The sequence below is a fragment of the Clostridium sp. SM-530-WT-3G genome (assembly GCF_012843905.1).
GTDB lineage: Bacteria > Bacillota > Clostridia > Clostridiales > Clostridiaceae > Clostridium.
Window position 1 is genome coordinate 1 of sequence record NZ_JABAGC010000024.1, and the last position, 22,911, is coordinate 22,911.

Annotated in this window: 19 protein-coding genes and 1 pseudogene; 12 read left to right on the forward strand and 8 right to left on the reverse strand. The window is 28.3% G+C overall.

Annotation, left to right across the window (positions count from 1 at the left end; genetic code table 11):
• Positions 1–237 precede the first annotated feature (237 nt).
• Positions 238–412: pseudogene (locus HF850_RS15810) on the reverse strand (IS1595 family transposase); the annotation flags it as partial.
• Between the two features lie 361 nt (positions 413–773).
• Here HF850_RS15810 and hdcC point away from each other — a divergent pair.
• The gene (hdcC, locus tag HF850_RS09610) at positions 774–2,234 is read left to right on the forward strand and encodes a histidine-histamine antiporter (RefSeq protein ID WP_169105224.1); all 1,461 of its coding nucleotides are present in this window, start codon (positions 774–776) and stop codon (positions 2,232–2,234) included.
• A 217-nt stretch (positions 2,235–2,451) separates the two neighbouring features.
• Here the strand turns inward: hdcC and alr are convergent, their stop codons facing one another.
• Together alr and HF850_RS09620 are read right to left on the reverse strand one after the other, a co-directional pair.
• Entirely contained in the window at positions 2,452–3,618 is a 1,167-nt protein-coding gene (gene alr, locus HF850_RS09615) for an alanine racemase (protein ID WP_169105225.1), read from the reverse strand.
• A 196-nt stretch (positions 3,619–3,814) separates the two neighbouring features.
• Positions 3,815–5,362, reverse strand: coding sequence for a PLP-dependent aminotransferase family protein (locus HF850_RS09620; protein ID WP_169105226.1), 1,548 nt, complete (start codon positions 5,360–5,362; stop codon positions 3,815–3,817).
• A gap of 351 nt (positions 5,363–5,713) precedes the next feature.
• On the opposite strand from HF850_RS09620, the gene HF850_RS09625 reads away from it, so the two are divergent.
• Both HF850_RS09625 and HF850_RS09630 read left to right on the forward strand, forming a co-directional pair.
• The gene (locus HF850_RS09625) at positions 5,714–6,142 is read left to right on the forward strand and encodes a hypothetical protein (RefSeq protein ID WP_169105227.1); all 429 of its coding nucleotides are present in this window, start codon (positions 5,714–5,716) and stop codon (positions 6,140–6,142) included.
• A gap of 289 nt (positions 6,143–6,431) precedes the next feature.
• The gene (locus HF850_RS09630; RefSeq protein WP_347564426.1) at positions 6,432–8,072 is read left to right on the forward strand and encodes a ribonuclease J; all 1,641 of its coding nucleotides are present in this window, start codon (positions 6,432–6,434) and stop codon (positions 8,070–8,072) included.
• A 128-nt stretch (positions 8,073–8,200) separates the two neighbouring features.
• Here HF850_RS09630 and feoB read toward each other — a convergent pair whose 3' ends face one another.
• Positions 8,201–10,348: a ferrous iron transport protein B gene (gene feoB, locus HF850_RS09635; RefSeq protein WP_169105229.1), complete on the reverse strand. Its 2,148-nt coding sequence runs from the start codon at positions 10,346–10,348 to the stop codon at positions 8,201–8,203.
• Between the two features lie 166 nt (positions 10,349–10,514).
• Positions 10,515–10,766 (reverse strand): FeoA family protein, encoded by a 252-nt coding sequence (locus HF850_RS09640; protein ID WP_169105230.1) that lies wholly within the window; start codon positions 10,764–10,766, stop codon positions 10,515–10,517.
• Positions 10,767–10,946: 180 nt separating this feature from the next.
• Here HF850_RS09640 and HF850_RS09645 point away from each other — a divergent pair, with 180 nt between their 5' ends.
• The 4 genes from HF850_RS09645 (at position 10,947) to HF850_RS09660 (ending at position 14,856) form a co-directional block, all read left to right on the forward strand.
• Complete coding sequence (locus tag HF850_RS09645; RefSeq protein WP_169105261.1) at positions 10,947–11,381, forward strand: iron dependent repressor, metal binding and dimerization domain protein; 435 nt, start codon at positions 10,947–10,949, stop codon at positions 11,379–11,381.
• 162 nt (positions 11,382–11,543) lie between these two features.
• Positions 11,544–12,035, forward strand: a complete 492-nt coding sequence (locus tag HF850_RS09650; RefSeq protein ID WP_169105231.1) for a sigma-70 family RNA polymerase sigma factor — start codon at positions 11,544–11,546, stop codon at positions 12,033–12,035.
• On the forward strand, positions 12,028–13,164 hold the full coding sequence (locus HF850_RS09655) for a hypothetical protein (RefSeq protein WP_169105232.1): 1,137 nt from the start codon (positions 12,028–12,030) through the stop codon (positions 13,162–13,164). The genes HF850_RS09650 and HF850_RS09655 overlap by 8 nt, the downstream gene beginning before the upstream one ends.
• A gap of 297 nt (positions 13,165–13,461) precedes the next feature.
• A complete protein-coding gene (locus tag HF850_RS09660; RefSeq protein ID WP_169105233.1) occupies positions 13,462–14,856 on the forward strand; it encodes a peptidoglycan binding domain-containing protein in 1,395 nt (464 codons plus the stop codon).
• A gap of 223 nt (positions 14,857–15,079) precedes the next feature.
• Here the strand turns inward: HF850_RS09660 and HF850_RS09665 are convergent, their stop codons facing one another.
• Positions 15,080–16,207, reverse strand: a complete 1,128-nt coding sequence (locus HF850_RS09665; protein WP_169105234.1) for an amidase domain-containing protein — start codon at positions 16,205–16,207, stop codon at positions 15,080–15,082.
• A gap of 82 nt (positions 16,208–16,289) precedes the next feature.
• Entirely contained in the window at positions 16,290–17,138 is an 849-nt protein-coding gene (locus HF850_RS09670) for a M15 family metallopeptidase (RefSeq protein ID WP_243159460.1), read from the reverse strand.
• 471 nt (positions 17,139–17,609) lie between these two features.
• On the opposite strand from HF850_RS09670, the gene HF850_RS09675 reads away from it, so the two are divergent.
• The 4 genes from HF850_RS09675 (at position 17,610) to HF850_RS09690 (ending at position 20,623) form a co-directional block, all read left to right on the forward strand.
• Positions 17,610–17,780, forward strand: a complete 171-nt coding sequence (locus HF850_RS09675) for a hypothetical protein (RefSeq protein ID WP_169105235.1) — start codon at positions 17,610–17,612, stop codon at positions 17,778–17,780.
• Between the two features lie 226 nt (positions 17,781–18,006).
• Positions 18,007–18,351: an arsenate reductase family protein gene (locus HF850_RS09680; protein WP_169105236.1), complete on the forward strand. Its 345-nt coding sequence runs from the start codon at positions 18,007–18,009 to the stop codon at positions 18,349–18,351.
• Positions 18,352–18,399: 48 nt separating this feature from the next.
• Positions 18,400–19,095, forward strand: a complete 696-nt coding sequence (locus HF850_RS09685; protein WP_169105237.1) for an arginase — start codon at positions 18,400–18,402, stop codon at positions 19,093–19,095.
• Positions 19,096–19,441: 346 nt separating this feature from the next.
• Positions 19,442–20,623 (forward strand): M20 family metallopeptidase, encoded by a 1,182-nt coding sequence (locus HF850_RS09690; protein WP_169105238.1) that lies wholly within the window; start codon positions 19,442–19,444, stop codon positions 20,621–20,623.
• An 80-nt stretch (positions 20,624–20,703) separates the two neighbouring features.
• Here the strand turns inward: HF850_RS09690 and HF850_RS09695 are convergent, their stop codons facing one another.
• Positions 20,704–21,249 (reverse strand): hypothetical protein, encoded by a 546-nt coding sequence (locus tag HF850_RS09695; RefSeq protein WP_169105239.1) that lies wholly within the window; start codon positions 21,247–21,249, stop codon positions 20,704–20,706.
• A gap of 464 nt (positions 21,250–21,713) precedes the next feature.
• On the opposite strand from HF850_RS09695, the gene HF850_RS09700 reads away from it, so the two are divergent.
• Positions 21,714–22,898, forward strand: coding sequence for a pyridoxal phosphate-dependent aminotransferase (locus HF850_RS09700; RefSeq protein WP_169105240.1), 1,185 nt, complete (start codon positions 21,714–21,716; stop codon positions 22,896–22,898).
• Positions 22,899–22,911: the final 13 nt, after the last annotated feature.

Consider the following 22,911-nt stretch of genomic DNA (forward strand, 5'->3'; position numbering starts at 1 on the left):
TTTGAGGTGCAATTCCTCTTATTTACTCGACTGAGAGGTCGGTAGACAAAATAATTGTCTACCTCCTACTCGATTGTTTTTACAAATATTAAAGCTAAGTATTTTTAGTTTGTTCAAAAACATATATATTATACTATGATTAAACCTTTTCTTTTAATAGGGCAAAAATAATTGAGATTATTTAATTTTTAATTTTTTTACTATAGTATAGATATTAAGTATATTTATATGATTTCTTCTGTAAGTATCAGAATTAGTTAAATCGGAGAATGATTTTCTGTAATTTCTACATAAATATCTTTGCACACCATTTTTTATTTATAACCATATAAGTTCTATTATTATAATGAAAGCAAACTCTACCTTTAGAAAATCCCATTTCTTTAACTCACTATTTAAAACAGAGCTTAGATAAGAGGTTCATTTACCTTTATATATTTACATAAATTCTCTTTTGTAATAAATAAAATATAATAATATTATAAAAAATATCGAAAAGTATCTTGATATATTCTTTTTAGTTATATAAAGAGAGTTTGGTGTGACAAGATACGACACTGATATTTTTGATAAAATACTTTATTTTTATATAAAAAAATGTTATGTATATTAAAAATTAAGGACTTTAAAATAAATTAATAAAAATATACCTAATATAAAATTAAAGTTTAAATTTATAGCAATAGACTTATTTAAAATCAGGATGTAAAGTAATAGTCAAGAAGTCGTCCATCTAATTCTTACAAAAATTATGTCGAAAGGACGATTCGGATATGGAAGATAAAAAGACAGAAGCTGGTAAGCTTGGTTTAGTTGGACTTATTGCACTTTGTATTAGTGCTATGGTTGGATCAGGGGTATTTGATTTACCTAAAAATATGTCTGCTACAGCTGGTGTTGAAGCTCAAGCAATTTCTTGGGTTATTACTGGTATTGGTATTTGGTTTATTGCAAAAATGTTCGTTATTCTTAGTGATACTAAGCCAGACTTAACTGCTGGATTATACAAATATGCTGAAGTTGGTTTTGGACCATTTAGTGGTTTCTTTACTGCATGGGCTTACTTTATTTGTGAATGTGCTGCAAATGCTGCATATGCAGTTTTAGTTATGAGTACATTAGATTATTTCTTCCCAGGTACATTTACTGGTGGTAATAACTGGCCTTCAGTTATTGGTGCATCTATAATTACATGGGTAATTACTGCTTTAGTTCTTCAAGGAGTAAAAGTTTCAAGTGGAATTCAAAAAGTAGCTACAGCTTTCATGCTTGCAGTTGTAGCAGTGTTCTTAGTAACCGTTATTATGCATTTTAATTTACATACTTTCACTGCTAATGCTAGTGCCACTAGAACTGTTGCTTCATTACATGATACAGCTTTAGGTAGTATACCACATCAAGTTATGGGTACTATGATGACTACATTATGGTTATTTGGTGGTATTGAAGGTGCTGTTGTTATGTCTGGTAAAGCAAAAGACCAAAAACAAATACCTAAGGCAACTATTATAGGTTTTATTGTTTGTTTAGCTATGTATGCTGCTGTTGGTATGCTTTCATTAGGTGTATTCACATATGGCCAATTAAGTGCTATGACTTCACCATCTACTGCATATATGCTTACAAATTTATGGCATAGTACTATCGGACGTGATGTAATAACTGTTGCATTATTATTTGCAGTTTTCTCAAGTTGGATTTCATGGATACAAATGTTAGCTGAACTTCCACAACATGCTGCAGAAGATGATGGATCATTCCCTAAGGCATTTGCTAAAGTTTCTAAAAAAGGAGTTCCTGCATTCTCAATTATTGTAGCAACTGTTATAATTGAAATAGTTATTTTAATTGCTCACTTTGATAGCAATGCATATCAAGCTCTTTTAACTATAGTTGGTGTTATGACTGTTCCACCATATCTATTCTCATCTATGTATCTACTCAAGATTAGTAAAGATAAGGATAGTGCTGATTTTAGTGGAAATTCAAAACATACTAGAAATAGTGCATTATTAATTGGTATTCTTTCATTTGCATATATTATATTCATGGGAATTTCAGCAGGTCTTAAAGAAACACTTATTTCATTCATTTTCTATGCTATAGGTATTCCAGTTTATATGGTAGCTAGAAAACAAAATGGTAAGAGCTTATTTAGTAAAGGTGAAGCTGTATTTGCAATTGTAATTGTAGCAGTTGCACTATACGGAGTTTATTTATTAATTAAAGGCTAGATTTTCTTAAGTATATAATTACTGAATAAAAAGATTATATTGAAAACATAATTAATAATAAATTTAAGTGAAAAGCTTAAAAGGGTAAGGCTGTCATATAACTTATTTGTAGTTAGTTGTACGACAGCTTTATTTAATTGATGTATTAAAATAAAAAAATACCTAAGGACTTAATTGAATAAATCCTTAGGTATTTTTATTATTAGAAGATCTATTATTATAAATTAAGAGTATTTACTACTTTTATAGGAGTATTATTTTTCATATATACTTTAGGAATTCTATGTTTGAACATGCAAAGTACTTCATAATTTATAGTATTTAAAGATTTGGCTAAGTCATCTGCATCAAGTTTTAAAGAACCATCTTTCCCAAGAAGAATAACTTCATCTCCAGTTTTAACTTCACCAACATCAGTAACATCTATCATAAACTGATCCATACAGATTCTACCTACTACAGGAGCAAATTTACCATTAATTAGTACTTTGGCACCAGGCATAAATAATCTAGTGTAACCATCAGCATAACCTATAGGAATTGTGGCAATTCTGCTTTTTCTTGTAGTTTTAAATGTTCTTCCATAGCTTATATACATATCTTTATCCATATCTTTTACATGTGCAACTTTTGCTTTCAATGTTAAAGCAGGTTTTAAAGGTAGGTTAGACTTTATTACATCATCCGAAGGATAATATCCATAAAGTATTATTCCTGCTCTTACTGCGTCAAGATAAGTTTCAGGCATATCCATTATAGCTCCGCTGTTTGAGACATCGTGCATTGGAATATTTACATCAAGATCAGTAAGTGCATTAGAGAAATCCATATATTTTTTAAATTGTTCAAGAGTATAAGTTTTATCTTTTTCATCAGCAGTAGAGAAGTGGGTAAACATTCCTTCAATTTGTATTCCAGGAAGTTTTGAGATTTCTATAACATCTTGTAGTGATTGTTCGTTTGGAATAAAACCAATTCTACCCATTCCAGTGTCTAAAGCTATATGAATTTTTGCTTTTTTATTCATAGAAACTGCTATGTCAGATAATTCTTTTGCATGATCTAAATCATATACAGTTTGTTCAATATCATAATTAATAAGTTCTTCACCTAAGTAAGAAGGAGTATATCCAAGAATCATAATTGGTGCTGTTATATTATTTTTTCTAAGTTCAATTCCTTCAGTGAGAACTGCTACTGCAAGTCTTGAAGCGCCATTTTCAAGTAAAGTAGGTACTACATTTACAGCACCGTGACCATAACAATCAGCTTTTACTACAGCTATTACTTCTTTGTTGCCAGCTAGCCTTTTTATATTCTTCATGTTGTATGCAATTGCATCTAAATCTATTTCAGCCCATACAGGTCGAAGTATCTTTTCCATAAAAATTACCACCTTAAAATAATATATACTTCAAAAATTACAATGTTGAAATAAATACACATTATGTATCTATTATTTAGACATTTGTCATTAATTATATTGTATTCCTAAAGGTAATTATATGAAAGAACCACCAAACTTTAAAATTTAAGTGATGGTGGTTTATGTTTTTTATAAATAGATTTTTTTGTTTATATTATTTAGATTTCATGAGTTTTATGTTTTTTCCTATTATTTTAAGCCCTTTTTCTATATCTTTATCACTGACTCTGCCAAATCCAATTCTAAAACAATTGAATCCTTTTGGTCTTTCAGTTTTATTATTTATGGCGTTAAAATTATTTTTGTCAGTATTTTCATACAGAATTGTATTATTTAAATGCTTATTAACAGAAGGAGAATATGATTCGTAAAAAATATCTCCAGGCATAAAGATTACATTATCTTTGTAGCATAATTCTAAAAGATGACGTGCATCAATATCATCTTTTAGCTTTATATATACATGCAATCCACCTTCACCTGTAACATATTCATAAGGAATATATTTATCTATCATTCTTGTAACGAGTTTAAATTTCTCCCTATAGTATTTGCGTACATTTTTTACATGTCTGTTAAATGCACCACTTTTTAAATAATAATAAAACACACTTTGGTCTAAGAAGGAAGAATGTATGTTTCTTCCACGTTTTGCGCTTTCAAGAATATCTATAAGATTTGAATCTGCACATATCCATCCAATTCTAAGGCCAGGAAATAATATCTTTGAAAGACTTCCAAGGTATATGACTCCATTACCTTCGCCACATAAAGAAGCAATAGGATCTATGGGAGAACTTGAATAAAGAAGTTCTTCATTAAATCCATCTTCAATAATAGGAACAGAATACTTCATAAATATTTTATATATTTCGTTTCTTCGTTCAGTTTTGGTAACTATACCAGTTGGATTATTGTATGAAGGAATGAGATATCCTAGCTTTGGAGTATATTTTGATAATGCATCCTCAAGTTCAGAAAGTATAATGCCTTCAGAATCCATAGGAATCTGTATTATTTTTAATCCATACGATTTCATTATTTTTAAGGCTGTATTATGAGTAGGCTCTTCGCATATAATTACATCACCAGGTTTTGTAAGGGTAGATATTATTATATCAAATGCCTCTGTAAATCCATTTGTAATAAGGATGTCTTTATTAGAAGTATTCACTCGTTTTTCATTCATATATTTAAAAAGGTAGTCAATAAGAGGTTTATAACCCTTAGCATATCCGTAATTTAAAAGATTTACTTCTTCATAGTTCCATGCATCTAAAAGAGAACGCTTAAAATCATCCAGATTAAAAAGGTTGCTTTCAGGAGAAATTGATTTAAATGAAATCATCCCTTTTTTATATGGAAGCTCTGTCTTTATGATATCTAAGTTTCTTAAACTTTTACCATAATTATTTATTTTTGAAGAATAATCTATAGTGTGTTCAATACTTTTGTGTTCAGTTTCAATAGATAAGAAGGTACCTATTCCTCTTTTAGTAGTAATAATACCATTGCTTTCTAATTCTTCATATGCAGAAATAACTGAATTTCTACTTATATTTAAAAATTTACTTACTTCTCTAGTTGAAGGAAGCTTACTTCCCTTATTTAAAGTACCGTTCTTTATTGCTTGTATTATATGATTTTCAATCTGAACGTGAATTGGTTCGTTGCTGTTTAATTTTAGATTAGAAAATACCAAATGCTCACCTCATTTTCAGCTTTATAAGCTTTATAAAAATATAATAAAACATTAGAAATATATTTTTCAATGCTTTAAGCAGTAAAATTATAGCATAGTGTCTTTTACCAATTCTAGCACTTAAAAAATAATTAACATATGTGCTATACAGGTAAAATAATTAATAAATAATACATTTTTAATATAAATAAAACACAAGTTATTTATATGGAAAATTCAAAAATAAAGAATTCTTCATAAACAATATTTGTAAAAAATAAATAGAAACATGTTCAAAATCAGTAAAATACAATATAATAGATAAGTGACATTTTAATGTATACATAGATATAACAAAGGAGAATAAATATAATGGTAGAAATAATTTTAATTATGCTTGTAGTCATAATTATGTTATTGTATTTATTATTTAAATTTGGAATTGCTAAAAGGAGAGTTATAGTTACCATAGTTGAAAGCCTTCCTATAGGAATCTTTAAAGATAACGATAAAAGCTATGAAATAGAAAATAGAGTTTATATAAAAGGCACAAGAAAAAATGAACTAAATTTAAATAATGAAGATAATAATGGAAATTTTGTTGAGGGCAAGGACCATTTAGAGGAAAGCGAGTACATAGATAAGACAAGTGACAAAACTGTATATTGGACACCAAAAGGAAGAACTTATCATATTTCTAGATCATGTTTTGCATTATCAAGAAGTAAGATCATAGTTGAAGGAACAGTTGAAGAAAGCGAAAAAAATACACTATGCGATTTATGTAAGGATTATTTATAAAAATTAAGGAAAAATATAATTATAAAATTATACTTTTCATATAAGATAAAATTTACACTTTAATATTTGCTTATATTTTATAGAGATTAGTAAAAACTAAACTTAATAATAGAGTTTATGAAAAACTAATATTATAAATCTATAAATTTGGAGGTATATAGTGGATACTGAAGCTGAAAAAATTAAAAATGATGATATAGATGAAAATGAAAAAGAAGAAACTTCAAAAAAAGTAAAAAGATATCCGAAGAAAAGAAAGAAATTATATCCTTTAAAGAATAAAGTAAAGATAATTCCTTTAGGTGGACTTGGTGAAATAGGAAAGAATATAACTGCATTTGAATATAAAGATGAAATAATTGTTGTGGACTGTGGTCTTGCATTTCCGGATGAAGATTTGTACGGAATAGATATGGTTATACCTGATGTTACTTATCTTATAAAAAACAAGGATAAGGTAAAGGGGCTTTTTATAACACATGGTCATGAAGATCATATTGGAGCTGTGCCTTATATTTTAAAGCAGATTAATATGCCTGTTTATGCTACAAAACTTACCATAGGTCTTATTGAAACTAAATTAATAGATCATAATATATTAAGTGAGTGTACATTAAATACAGTAAGTGCAGGTAATACTATTAATTTTAAATACTTGAGAGTTGAGTTTATAGGAACTAATCATAGTATACCAGACAGTACATCCCTTGCTATACATACACCTATAGGAACGATAGTACATACAGGAGATTTTAAAGTCGATTTTACACCTATTGATAATAAAATAATAGATCTTCAAAGGTATGCTGAATTAGGAAAAAAAGGTGTACTCTTACTTATGGCAGATAGTACAAATGCATTGCATAAGGGATATACCATGTCTGAAAAAATTGTTGGAGAAACACTTCAGAATTTATTTGCAAAGGCTAATGGAAGAATAATAGTATCAACCTTTGCTTCAAATGTACACAGATTACAGCAGATAAGTGATTGTGCTATGAAGTACAATAGAAAGATAGCTTTTAGTGGTAGAAGTATGGAAAAGATATCTGAAGCAGCAATAAGGCTTGGATATTTGTTTATACCACAAGATATGATAATAAGCTTAGATGATTTAGATAAATATCAAAATGACAGGATTACTATTGTTACAACTGGAAGCCAAGGAGAATCAATGGCTGCACTTACAAGAATAGCATCATCTACTCATAAGAAAATTCATATTCAAGAAGGTGATATGGTAATAATATCAGCATCACCTATACCAGGAAATGAAAAGGCTGTAGATAATGTAATTAATGATCTTACTGAAAAAGGCGCAAATGTTATATATAAAGCAATTGAAGATATACATGTATCAGGTCATGCTTGTGAACAGGAGCTTCGTTTAGTTCAGACACTGCTTAAACCAAAGTTCTTTATTCCAGTACATGGTGAATATAAACATCTTTTTGCTCATTGTAAAATAGCTCATAGTATGGGAGTACCAAAAGAAAATACTTTTATACTTGATACAGGAGATATATTTGAACTTACAAGAGATAGCGGTAAGATTGTAGGTAAGGCTCCATCAGGAAGAGTACTTATTGATGGAATGGGAATTGGTGATGTAGGAAATATGGTTCTTAGAGACAGAAAGAACCTTGCTGAACATGGAATGCTTACAATTGTAGTGGTAATAGATAAACAGGAGAAGAGCATAGTATGTGGACCTGATATTGTTTCTAGGGGATTTGTATATGTAAGAGATAGTGAAGAACTTATGAATGAAATAAGAGAAATAGTACGTAAATGTGTTCAAACATGCTTTGATAATAATATAAGTCAATGGCCTGAAATAAAAAATAGTATAATACGTGAAGTGGATAAATTTATTTATGCAAAAATGAAAAAGAAACCTATGATTCTTCCAGTTATCATTGAATTATAATATATAGTCAAAAGAAGAGTTTTTGAATAAGAATATACAACATAAAATAATCGTTGCCACAAATGGTAACGATTATTTTATATGAGAATAAACTTAATATTAATTGAGATATAGATTATTAAATAATTTTATGCAATGCCTAGTAGTCTTACAATAGTAGTAAAAATAAAGCATATGGTTATTCCTGTTATAGTAGGAACTAAAAATGAGATGCCAGTCCACTTTAAGCTTTGAGTTTCTTTTCTTATTGTCAAGCAGGTTGTACTGCATGGCCAGTGCATAAGTGAAAATAACATTACGCATACAGCTGTATGCCATGTCCATCCATTAGCTACTAGAAGGTTATGAAGTGCTGAAGTGCTTTCTAAATCTAAAATTGTACCTGTTGCCATATAGCTCATAATAATTATTGGAATTACAATTTCATTTGCTGGGAATCCAAGAATAAATGCCATTAATATATATCCATCTAAGCCTATCATATTAGCAAATGGGTTTAAAAATGTTGCACAATGTGTTAGTACACTAACACCTCCTATAGTTATATTAGCCATAAGCCAGATTACTATTCCAGCTGGGGCTGCTACAACTACAGCTCTTCCAAGAACAAATAATGTTCTGTCAAATATAGAACGAACTATTATTTTGCCAACCTGAGGTTTTCTATAAGGAGGAAGCTCTAAAGTAAATGAAGTAGGTACTCCTTTTAATATTGTTTTTGAAAGCAGTCTTGAAATCATTAGTGTCATAAAAATACCTAGAAGTATTACACCAGTAAGAATAACTGTAGAAATTACTGATTGAAATGGACCTGTAAACATTCCAGCAAAAAACATGGTTATAATTGCAATAAGAGTAGGAAAACGTCCATTACATGGAACAAAATTGTTTGTTATTATGGCTATTAATCTTTCTCTTGGAGAGTCTATAATTCTGCATCCTACGATACCAGCTGCATTACATCCAAATCCCATACACATTGTAAGAGCCTGTTTTCCACATGCACATGATTTCTTAAAAAAGTTATCTAAGTTAAAAGCAATTCTAGGAAGGTAACCTAAATCTTCAAGAAGAGTAAATAGAGGGAAAAATATAGCCATTGGAGGTAGCATTACAGAAATAACCCAGGCTAAAGTTCTATACATACCTTGTATAAGTATACCTTCAACCCATGCAGGAGTACCTATATATACAAAGAATTCAGTGAGCCTGTCTTGTATCCAGAATAAACCAGCTGAAAGTATTTGAGAAGGTACATTTGCACCAGTTATAGTGAGCCAGAATATTACACCAAGAAGAAGTATCATTAATGGAATTCCAAACTTTTTAGAAGTTAAAACCTTATCTATTTTTCTATCTCTTGAATTATATTGACTTGTTGAAAAAGTAACACATTCTTTGCATATGTTTTCAGCCTTATTTACTAATGTGGATACTATTTCATATCTTAATTTATTATTATCTATTTGATTTTCAGAAAGAAATTTTTTTGCATTCTTTATAGCTTCGGAGATTTCAGAGTCATCAGTTATATTAAATTTTAGATATTCATTTAGTGAGTTTAATAAGGTCTCTTCATTTTCTAGTAATTTTATTGATACCCATCTAGGATTTATTATTCCCTTTAGAGATGTGTAGATTTTTGAGTAAATTATTGAAATAGATTTTTCAATAATCTCATTGTATTTGATTTTTATTGGCATCTGTATGATTTTGTTGACTGTAATATTATATACAGTATCCATAAGAGCATCAAGCCCTTGTCCTTTAGCTGCACTTGTTGGGATTACAGGTACTCCGAGCATATTGGATAATTTTTTTATATTAATAGAAATTCCTTTTCTCTTTGCTTCATCCATCAAGTTGAGGCAAACCACTACGTTATTTGTAATTTCAATAGTTTGAAGAACCAGGTTTAGATTTCGTTCTAAGCATGTTGCATCTACAACAACTATTGTAAGGTCAGGGTTTCCAAAACATATGAAGTCACGTGCAACTTCTTCTTCAACAGAATTAGCCATTAAAGAATAAGTTCCAGGGATATCTATAAGAGTGAATTCAGTATCCTTATGAGTATATTTACCACTGGCATTACTGACTGTTTTACCAGGCCAGTTTCCAGTATGCTGATTTAATCCAGTAAGATTATTGAAAACTGTACTTTTACCAACATTGGGGTTTCCAGCAAGAGCTATTATTTTATTATTATCTTTACGGGTTAAGTTCAGCTGTTCATCTAATAAATTAGATCCAGTTGATTTCATAGTTAGTCCCATATCGTATTAAACTCCTTTACATATTGATATAAGCTCCTATTAAAGTATGCAGTATCAGTGAATAATACTGAAAAATTTAAGATTATATTCTGCTATTTAGGAATTTTAATAGGAGTTCATTAATATTTATAATTAGAGATATTTAAGTTGACTTAAATAATCTACTTTACATCGCTTCAACAATTATTTTTGAGGCATCTTCTGCTCTTATAGCTATTACGGTACCACGTATTAAATAAGCTATAGGATCACCAGATGGACTTTTAGAAAGGGGAATGATACTTGTACCATTAATTATTCCTAAATCTAGAAATCGTCTTTGGATAGAACCTTCAGCATTAATATTTTTTACATAACATTCAGTGTCTAAATTTACATTGTTTAAAGTTTTAGTATAACTGGTTTTTTTATTATTCATAGCAATTTCCTTTCGTGTTTTAAAAGTTTTTACTAAGGTTTTAGTCTAAAGAAAAAATCTTTCTCTAAACTAACATATGAAGATTAGGACAAAATTGACATTTATTTTTGAAAGGATGTTTTTATATTGGGAAAATCTAAGAAAGACTTTCATACAGTACGAGGATATGAAAATATAAATATGAATAAAAAGCTACTTACACCATCAATGGAGGATTACCTTGAAATGATATATAGGTGTAGCCAAAATGAAGAATTTGTAAGATTAAATAGAATTGCTCAAAAGCTTAATGTAAGAGATTCTTCTGCATCTAAAATGATGAAGAAATTAGGCGAATTAAATCTTATTAAATATGAAAGATATGGAGTAATAATGCTTACAGAACAAGGAAAAAGGATAGGGAGTTATCTTTTAATTAGGCATAATATAATAGATAAGTTTTTTGAATATATTGGAAAAACTGATGATACATTATCAGAAATAGAATTAATTGAACATGTTATAAGCAGTGAAACAGTCGAAAACATGTATTTTTTTAATAAGTTTTTAGAAGAAAATAAAGATATACTTGAGGAATATAATAGATTTAAGAAGGATAAAAAATTAAAATATTAATGATTTTTTTATGGATGTATTAACATAATATGTTTGTAAGAAAATGTTTTTATTTAAGAATAAATTATGTGTTATAGTTCAGCTATACATATAATTTATTTTTTATTTTGCAACATTTAATTATTGCTAATTGTATTTTATATAGAAGGGAGGATATCTTCATTGAATGATATTTCGTTACGTACGCATGAAATAATCGAGAAAGATTTAGACTGTTATGGAGATATGATTCTGAGATTAGCATATTCTTATATGAAAAATATCCATGATGCTGAAGATATAGTACAGGATGTATTTGTTCAACTTATGAAAAATATTGATAAATTTGAGAGCAATGAACATAAAAAATCATGGCTTATAACAGTAACGAGAAATCTGTGCAAGAATAAATTAAAGTCCTCTTGGTTTAAAAAGAGAGACGAATTAGTTGAGATGCCCTATTACGATAAATATAAAAATAATGATGTACTTGATACGGTTATGAAGCTCCCACTTAAATATAGGGAGGTTATACATTTGTTTTATTATGAAGATTATTCAACAGCGCAGATAGCTGAGATTGTTGGAAAAAAGGAATCTACAGTGCGATCATTATTACATAGGGGAAGGAATATCCTAAAAGATATCTTAAAGGAGGAGTATGATTTTGAGTAAGAAATATATCGAATCCATGAATAAGATTACTATGGATGATAAACTAAAGAAAAAAATACTTGAAAAAGTATCACAGGTAAGTGAAGAGGAAATAAATAATAATATTATTGATATAAATAAAAGACATGGCAGAGGCCAGAGAAGGTTTGCTGGAGTTGGGGCTGCATGTTGTGCTCTTATTGTATGTGTAGGATTAAAAATTAAGTTTCCTGAGCTTTTTAATATTAATAATAAAAATATGGATTCTAGTAATGAAACGGTAGTAAACAATGATTCAGAGGTTAATGATAATAACAATATTTTAGAAAACACAGATAAATACAATACTAGTAATAATGATATAAATAATAATAGTTCTGTCAATAATTCTATTTCTTTAGATTATGAACCAGAAACTAAGAGTGAAGAGGCTTCTTCAAATAATATTGCGCGAGAAAATAAACAGGAATCTAATAGAATAAAAACTAATAAAAGCAATCAGATATCTAGTACTGAAAAAAGTGTTAGGAACACAGTAAATAAAGAGGTAAATAGTACAGACAATCAGAATAATAATCAGATTGAGTCTGATAATACTCAAAATAAAATAGTAAATGATAGTTATGAAGAAAATAATGCTTATAAAGAGGATACTTCCAATAAGAACGAACCTTCAGTTATATCAGAAAATAATCATGGGAAAGAATATTTACAGAATGATATAGCTAAAGATACAGTTTCGGAAATGGATAATAAAAATAATATTTCATCTTCAAAAAGAATAGTTGACGAATCATTTGAAGATGAAGATATAGAAAATGATTTTAAGATTCCCAAAGCATTAAAAAATGATTGTGAAATAAAAGAGACATTAATAGATTCTAATGATTCAATAAAGGTAGTATATAAAGATAAGGAATACGGAGATGGAGAGCTTATAATATCATCTAAAGAAATTGCTGATAATAATAAAAATTTCAGTAGTGTAGAAAATATTAAAACATCAGAAGGTAATGCTGTTATTAAAATCAGCGAAGATGGAAAAGAAAAATATGCAGACTGGAAATATGAAAATAAATATTATTCATTGTATACAAAAGGAAATGTAGATGATAACAAAATAATATATATAATTGAAAGCTGTAGATAATTTAATAATCTTGGGAAAGATAAATAGTGTATATTTCGTTTGTTTAATATGCAAATGAATATACACTATTTGTATATTTTGTGAAATACATTATTATTTTATATTAAATGATATATAAAAAATTATTTTAATATGTTATATTAGTATTTGTAATTATTAAATATATTTTATACTATTTTTGGTATAATTTTTGCTAAAAATGTAATAATACAGTAATTGATAGCTTGTTTTGGGTTATTTGCCTATAAAGGACAAGTTTTTACTGTGAAATTGTATAACATGAGGGAGGGATAGTTTGTGGAAAAACGAAGCAAGAGGAATAAGAGTAAAAACGATCTATTAAAAAAAGGAATAGTAGCATCCCTTTGTCTGTTAGCTGCCATTTATTTGGGAATATCAGCTTATTTTATTAATCACTTTTACTTTGGAACTACAATAAATTGCGTGAATGTTTCAGGAAAAAGTGTTAATGAAGCAAATGAAGCATTAGAAGCTCAGATGAATAATTATTCTATTAAACTTGAAGGTAGAAATAATATGAGCGATGAGATAAAAGGAAGTGATATTGATTTATCTTATGATCCTAAAGGACAACTTGAAGAGCTGAAGAAACAGCAGAATCCATTACTATGGATAGTATCTTTATTCAAAAAAGAGAATATTGAATTAAATGGAATAGTATCATTTAATGACACTCTTCTAAATGAACAAATTGATAATTTATCAGTTGTGAAAAATAAAAAAGTTGAAAATCCACAAAATGCAAGCTTTAAATATGGAAGCAATGGATTTGAAATTGTAGATGAAGTTAAGGGAAATAAAATAGATATTGATGCATTACGCCAAAATGTAGCTAATGCGATAATGGAAGGACAAGAAACATTAGATTTAGATGATTCTTATGTAAAACCGGAGTATACTGCAAATTCTGAAAAAACAGCAGCTGCAAAAGATGAACTTAATGGATATGTAAAAGCTAAGATAACATATGATTTTGGAGATAGAAATGAAGTCTTAGATGGTTCTACAATAAGTCAATGGCTTGATGTAGATGATGATATGAATGTAATTTTTAATGAGAAAAAGGTATATTCATATGTTGAAGGTCTAGCTAGAAAATATAATACATTTGGTGGAAATCGTAACTTCACTACAACTTCAGGAAAGCAGATTACTGTAAGTGGTGGAAATTATGGATGGATTATAGACAAGTCAAAAGAAGTAAAAGAATTAATAAATGATATAAAAGAAGGAAAGGTTGAAGAAAGACAACCAGAATATTCTCAAACTGCTATATCTAGAGATATAGATGATGTAGGAAATACATATGTAGAGATTGATATGACACAACAACATTTATGGTATTACAAAGATGGAGCTTTAGTTGCTGATGGTGATGTTGTAACAGGTAATAAAGCACTTAATCACTCTACACCAGTAGGAACATATAGAATTACATATAAAGAGAAGAATGCAACATTAAAAGGTGAAGATTATGAATCTAAGGTAACATATTGGATGCCGTTTAATGGAAATATAGGTGTTCATGATGCTATCTGGAGAGATAAGTTTGGAGGACAAATTTATCTTACAAATGGTTCTCATGGATGTGTAAATGCGCCATATGCACTTGCAGAAAAAATATTTAATAATATAGAAGCGGGTATACCTGTTATATGTTATTATGAATAAAATTAATTTTAAAAATTGTTTTAAAAGACCTGTAGTTTTGGTTTAATTATAAATCTAAACTACAGGTTTTTTATGGCATGTTGTGAATAATTGTTTTAATGTAGAGTTTCAATATTTATTATCTACTATATTTAAAATTTTAAACATTATTTTTTATGTATTACAAGTTTTATATGAATGTTGATAGTATGAATTTTAGGATAAATAATCATAAGACTTATTATTAGTAATTTACATGAATAAGCCAGAATTTTATTTTCTTATCGCTCCAGCCTAAATCCCAAGGAACATCATTTCTATCAGTATTGTGGCATGTAACGAGAGAATATCCTTTTGAATCAGCGCCACTTACTACAGAAATATGTGTTATATCACCCTTTTTTTCATATGCTACAAAATCTCCAGGAAGAAGTTTATATGAAGCTTTATATACTTTTTCATAGCTTCCTTTTGCTATTACAGAAGCCCTTCCACTGTTTAGCATATAGTATGTGAATTTGTCAGCATTTATCCACGGACCTGAAGCACTTCCTTTATCATAAACCCATTTTGATGTTTCTTTGAATTTACCGCCTTCATGAAGTATTTGAGAAGCAAAGTTTGCACAGTCTCCACCTTCACAGTTGAAATTTCTATAGTTTTTATTATATTTATATCCGTATTCTGGTTCGGTAGCAGCACCACAGTACATTTTTGCATATTTTGTTGCGTTTACTCTGCGTTCATTTAAATTAGAAAAATCTCTTGGGGGTTGTGTTTTTATATATTCTTTTATTGAATCTACTTTTATATTTTCTAAGTTAAGAGAATCAGCAAAGGGATCAGTATACCATTCCTTTGAAACAATCCATTCATTATCTACATTTTTTAAGGTTAATGAATGATATGTACCTATCCTTGAACTATTTATTTTATCAGGTTCATCAGGATATATGTATTTATATTGAGTATTACATAATACATAAAAAGAATATCTGTCTTTATCTTTGGAAGGTGTAATTTTTCTTATTATTATGTTAGGAATTATATCTATAAATTGTACACCTTGTTTTTCAGCCCAATTATTTATGTATTGTATCTTTTTTTCTTCATATTCATAAGCCCATTGGCCAAACTTATTGTCAGTATCATAAAGATTCTCAATAGAATCTAAATCTTTTGTAAGAATAGCTTTATTTCTTATCTGAAATAGATTTTTGACACAATTTTTAACATCATCCTCACAGATTTCATCAGAAGATTCAGCCATTACATTATTCTTATTTACGAAGAATGTACTAAGACTTATAGATAGAAGAAAAATAGATATAAACCGCAACAGTTTCTTCCTGTATGGAGCATATATATTCATAATATACAACTTCTTTCTTGAGTGAATTAAATTTTGTAAGCATAGTCCTTATTGTGTAAATATATTATTTTAAAAGTAAGTTTTATATTGAATTTTCAATGGTATTTATATATTCCTTAATTTTTTCATCATCTTCAGGGACTCCACTATACCAATTGTTATCTTTATTCCAATTGCTAAAGTATTTAGCTTTTAAGATTATTTCAGGTCTATATTCAAAGTGCATTATATCAAAATGTCCCCATTTACCACCCCATATGAAGTTATTATTTTCAAATGCAGTTACAAGTTCATCAGGGTATTCCTTAAGCCTTGATTCAGCAGCAGCTTCAGAACCCCATTTCCAGTAATCGCGTTTATCTGTATTAAGATCTAATGCAATGCCATATGAGTGTGGACTTAATTTTCCAGTACCGGCAATAACTCTATAGTTATATGTTCCACATCCAGGATACAAAAGATTGCTTATAGCACCATGAGTTTTTGTAAGAGGTATAATTTCCTTAAGAGCAGCTTCTAAGCATACATTTGCATTATTATGGCTATTAAACTGACATGAGGGGTATCCATATTTAAGACTTACAAGATTTTTTTCAATTGCAGCTTTTGAACCACCATAGACTTCATTTAAAAATTCATAATTTCTGCAACGTCCAGGATCAAATGATTTAGGGGGGACTTTATTATCTTTATCTAATGGATATCTATCTTCTAAAATATCTTGAAGGTCAGGATTATCTATTTTATTTTCAGGAGATTTATCTTTTTTATCATCATAAATAAATTTTTTTCCAGACTTCATGACAATATAAACATTTCCAGAATTATCTTTTTCAATGCCAGTTATGTACTCAGGATAAGCAATCATTAATACTAGTAAATCTTGTTTCATCTGAGTATCATAATCTTGCTCAGTTGAGTCATAATTCATAGTGATACTTTTAGTATTAAAAGCTACTATAGAATCGGATGTATTTGAATAATTATTATCAAAAGAAGTTAAATTTAAAGTATCCCTTATTATGTTTCTATTTAATTTTGCAGCATATTGTTTATATGTATATGCAGATGTGGTATTTACGATATCTGCAACTGGAAGACTTATACATAAAAGAGATATAAATAATCGTTTAATCATAATTATCACACCTTTAAAACATTAAATTTCCTTAAAAATATTTTATCCAAAGATTTGTAAGAGTATGTAATCTTAAATTAGCATTAAATAATAATTAAACCTTATAATAACAGAATAAAAAATCATTATTGGACTATGCTTTATATTTAGAAGAAAGAAGTGAGAAATATAAAATTTTTATCTTAAATTAATATTAATAATAGAGAAAATATACCTAAAAAAGTTGAAAGGGATGTATTATATATCAAAAGGGAGGTAATGATTATGGGAAATATAATGAAAATCAATATGTATGCAGATTTTAAGAAAAAGGGAAATAGGAAACTTAAATTAAAAACTGTAGAGAGGAATATACTCAAGTACAACAAGTGGCTAAAGAAAAATCATAGAGAGGATAAGATAGAAACATATGAAGAATTCCTACAAGTTAAATAGTATTTTTTATTTTTAAATTGTGAATTAAACGGTAATGATTGTTTAATTCACTTTTTTGTGCCCGTAATCATTTAAACTATCGTATAATAATATAATAATTTGGAAAATAAAAACTTATAAGTTACAATGAAGGTAAGGTTAAATATTTTGAATATTATATGTCTAAAACATGCTGATTTTACTAATTAAGAATTGTAGTATTTTCAGTTGAACTAAGGAGGATTTTATGATACAGATTTTTGGAACAAAAAAGTGTTTTGATACGAAGAAAGCAGAAAGATTTTTTAAGGAGAGAAAAATACAATATCAATTTATTGATTTAAAGGAAAAAGCAATGAGTAAGGGTGAATTTACAAGTGTAGCAAAGGCTGTAGGGGTAAATAACCTTATAAATGAAAAAGCTAAGGATTACAAGAAGTTAAACTTTGATAAGGTTAGAAGTGCAGAAGTAAAAGAAGAACTTTTATTTAAAAATCAAAGTGTAATGAAAACACCTGTTGTTAGAAATGGAAAAGAAGCAATTGTAGGCGTAGATGAACAAAAGTGGAAAGAATGGAGCGAGAAAAATTAGTTAACAGTTAACTTTTAACTGCTAACTGAATAAATTGGGGGGCTATATATGAGTATATTACTTACAATTGACTGGGATTATTTCATGCCATACATACATATGATGAACACATCTTACATGGAGAATAAAAGTAATATAGAAAATCACTGGTATAAGATATATTTGGAAAATAAGTATTCAGGAAGAGATATAACAAAGATAATGAAAACAGCAGATTGCTTAAAGGGGTTTTGGGACAAGATTAATAAAAAGTTTAATTTTATGACAACAAAACTTATAATATCTGACTCCCATAAAGAAGCCTATTATGTTGCGAAAGAATTTGATTGTGATGAGGTTTATAATATAGATGCTCATACTGATCTTGGTTATGGAGGAATGGATTCATTAAATTTTGAACTCAATTGTGCTAACTGGCTTGGAAAACTTTTTAAAGAGCATATTGTAAATAAGGGAAGTATTATTTTAAGTCCTTATAGTAATGAAAGTCCAGAAGACTTTGATGAAATAAATCATAATTTCGATATCAGATACAAGGATATTGATAGTATAGGGGAAAATACAAAGGTTAAAGCTATGCATATATGTAGGTCAGGAGCATGGACTGCACCATGGCTTGATTATGAATTTGAACAATTTATAAAAGAGTCTGGTTTTCAATGCGAAATTAGGGACATGCCTACAAGAGTTTGGGATATAAATTCTATAGACCTAGCAAAGCAGATAGAATGTACATTGTTTTAAAATAGACAATAGCAAATTATATATAGAAGAATTAGGTTAAGTTTAAGTAGTGTCTGATTTTAGAGGCTACTTTTTTTAGTACATTAAAAAATTCAACAAAACTGAATTACTAAAAATAAATATAAATCATATTAAAAAATTTCATATAGATTAATAATTAAAAATGCGTAATAAAAGTTTATATATTAAAAGTTTATTCATTATACTATAGATAAGTTATGAAACCTATCAAATGGCTGCTTTGCATCATGTTGAATAAAATGGTTTTAATATGATAAAATAAGGTTATTTTAAGGAGTTACATAATATTTCAAAAAATTTATTAAAGTATAAGTGAGGGATTTTTATGAATAAAATTATGAGTCAAGCTAGAGAAATAGAACAAGATTTAATAACTATTAGGAGGACTATCCATAGTAATCCTGAAGTAGGTGGAGTATTACCAAAAACTAAATCTTACGTAATAGAGAAGTTAAAAGAATTTGGATATGAGCCAAAGGAAATATGTGAAAGTGGTATAGTTGCAACAATCGAAGGAAGCAAACCAGGAAAAACATTTTTATTAAGAGCAGATATGGATGCACTACCAGTAGATGAAGAAACTGAATTTGATTTTAAGTCAAAAAATGGTTGTATGCATGCGTGTGGTCATGATATGCATACAGCTATGCTTTTAGGTGCAGCTAAACTATTAAGAGAAAATCAAGATCAAATACAAGGAACAGTAAAGTTAGTATTTCAACCTGATGAAGAGGGATTTACAGGTGCTAAAAAAATGATAGAAGCAGGAGTGCTTAAAAATCCTGATGTAGATGTAGCTATGGCAATGCATGTTCATTCTGGAACACCTTCAAATCTTGTATTATGTGGATTAGGGACAAGTATAGCTGGATGCAATAGATTTAGAATAGTTGTAAAAGGAACTGGATGTCATGGAGCTATGCCAGAGCTAGGAGTAGATCCAATAAATATAGCAGCACATATATACTTAGCTTTACAAGAGATAACTTCTAGAGAAATATGTGCTACTCAACCTGCTGTATTAACAATAGGTAAATTTTCTGGAGGAGATGTACCTAATATAATACCTGAAGAAGTTGTAATGGAAGGTACTATTAGAAGTCTAGATAAAGAAACTGGAGAATTTATATTTAATAGAATGAAGGATATAGTAGAATCTACTGCTAAGATGTTTAGAGGGGAAGCTGAACTAATAGAATTATCATCAGTACCTCCACTAACTAATAATGATGATTTAGCAAAAGAAGTTACATCATACATAAAGGACTTATTAGGCGAAAAATCAGTAGTATTATTTGAAGGAGGTGGAATGGGATCAGAAGATTTTGCATCTTATTCATATGAAGTACCAAGCGTATATCTTATGTTAGGTGCTGGTACTAAGCAAGAAAATTCTTTATATGGTGAAGCAATGCATAATCCAAAAGTAGCATTTAATGAAGATATATTGGTTACTGGTTCAGCTATGCTTGCATATTCAGCTATTATGTGGCTAAAAAATAATTAATATTGCAGAATAATAAAAAACTGTTTTCAGAAAAATATAAATCATTTCTGGAAACAGTTTTATTATTTTATCATCTGAATTTAGAGTGCCTTTTTATTAAGAGTATTTTGTGTGTTATTTTTTCTAAATACTTTTTTAATATTTAGATATGCAAATAATTTTGTTGCTGGTTTATATAAAAGTGCAACAATTAATGTGACTATAATAATAGCAAATATTAATAAAATACTTATTGAATAGAAAACCTCAAGTGTACTCATAAAGCTTAAAATTGAAGATTCCTTAATATTAACTTGTCTGTAAAATGGTAATTTCTTATTAAATAAATATACTGGCTTTAAAGTAATATCTTTTTTTGTCATTTTTGAAAGTACTTCTTTGTCATTAGATTTTGTATCTGTAGTACTTATAGATTTTGAATTTTCTCCTAAGTCAGTGTTTTGGGTAGTTATCTTTGCTGTAGAATTCTTATTAACTTTTATATCTTTTTTTACTAGAATGGTAAGTGTTAAGCATGCAGTTATAGTTAATAAAATCACTATTGATATTGCTATTAATACATGTTTTTTAGATAATGTATTCTTTATAGATGATTTATAATTAACATTATTTTTAAGATGGTTCATTAGTAACAACTCTCCTCTGAAATGTATTTTTATAAGTTACATATATTTATACTAGATGATATGTAAAAAACGATTTGATGTGCATATATTATTCCAATAGAAAGGAATATTTAGTTTAATATTTAAATCGAACATCTTTTTGAAGTATTATTATAACAATAAATAAAATTAAATAAAAATCATAAAGATGGAAATTATGTGTCGTAAAATGTATAAATTATGTATTATAAAAAAATTAACGATTGCATTTATGTAATTGAAAAAGATATATTTTATTTTTAAGAGATTAATAGTATTATTAGAAAAAATTTAATGAGAGTTTTTTTAAAATAGATATTATTTAGAAATGTTAAAAATAAGGATAAAATAAAATGAATATGTTATTATATAACTATAATTTTAAACGGTTTTACATATCGTTTGGGGATTTGATAAATTAGCATAAAAATTAAGGAGTGTTAAGTATGATATCAAAAGAAATGTATGAACTAGGAAGTAAAAAATCTACCATAAGAACTATTTTCGAATATGGAATTGAAAGAGCAAAAGTTGTAGGGGCAGAAAATGTTTATGATTTTAGTTTAGGAAATCCGAATGTTCCTACACCTGAAATTGTAACTAAAACTATGATTGATATTTTGCAAAATGAAGATCCTTGTGATATTCATGGATACACAGTAGCCCCTGGAAATCCTGAATGTAGAAAGCTTATAGCTGAAAGTATAAATAGAAGATTTGGGACAAACTTTGAAGGCAAAAATATATTCTTTACAGCAGGTGCAGCGGCTTCAATAACTATCTGTTTTAAAGCATTAAGTGAAAAGGATGATGAATTTATTGCATTTGCACCATTCTTCCCAGAATATAAATGCTTTGTTGAATCAACAGGAGCACAGCTAAAGGTTGTTCCAGCAGATACAGAAAAATTTCAAATTAATTTTGAGGAATTTGAAAAGATTTTGAATAAAAATACTAAAGCAGTAATAGTAAATTCACCTAATAATCCAAGTGGTGCTGTTTATAATGAAGATACAATAAAAAAATTAGCAGATATATTAAGAGATAAGGAAAAAGAATACGGACATCCTATATTTATAATATCTGATGAGCCTTATAGAGAAATTGCGTATGATGATGTAAATGTGCCATATATTACAAAGTATTATGACAATACATTGGTATGTTATTCATATAGTAAATCTCTTTCTTTTCCAGGTGAAAGAATAGGATATATTGTAATTCCAGACGAACTTCCAGATTATAATGTTATATTTGCAAGTATTGCAGGTGCAGCAAGAGTTCTTACCCATGTAAATGCTCCAGCATTATTTCAAAAGGTTGTTGCAAGGTGTGCAGATGTACCTTCAAATGTTGAAGCGTATAAACTAAATAGAGATTTATTATACAATGGATTAATTGAAGCAGGGTTTGAATGTGTAAAGCCAGATGGAGCATTTTATTTGTTTCCTAAAGCCCTTGAAGAAGATGAAAAAGCATTCTGTGAAAAAGCTAAAAAGTATGATTTGCTATTAGTGCCAGGAAGTGATTTTGGATGTCCAGGTTACTTTAGAGCTTCATACTGTATAAACACAGAAACCATAAGAAAATCTATCCCTGTATTTAAAAAATTAGTAGAAGAATATAGATAAACAGTTTTTTCAT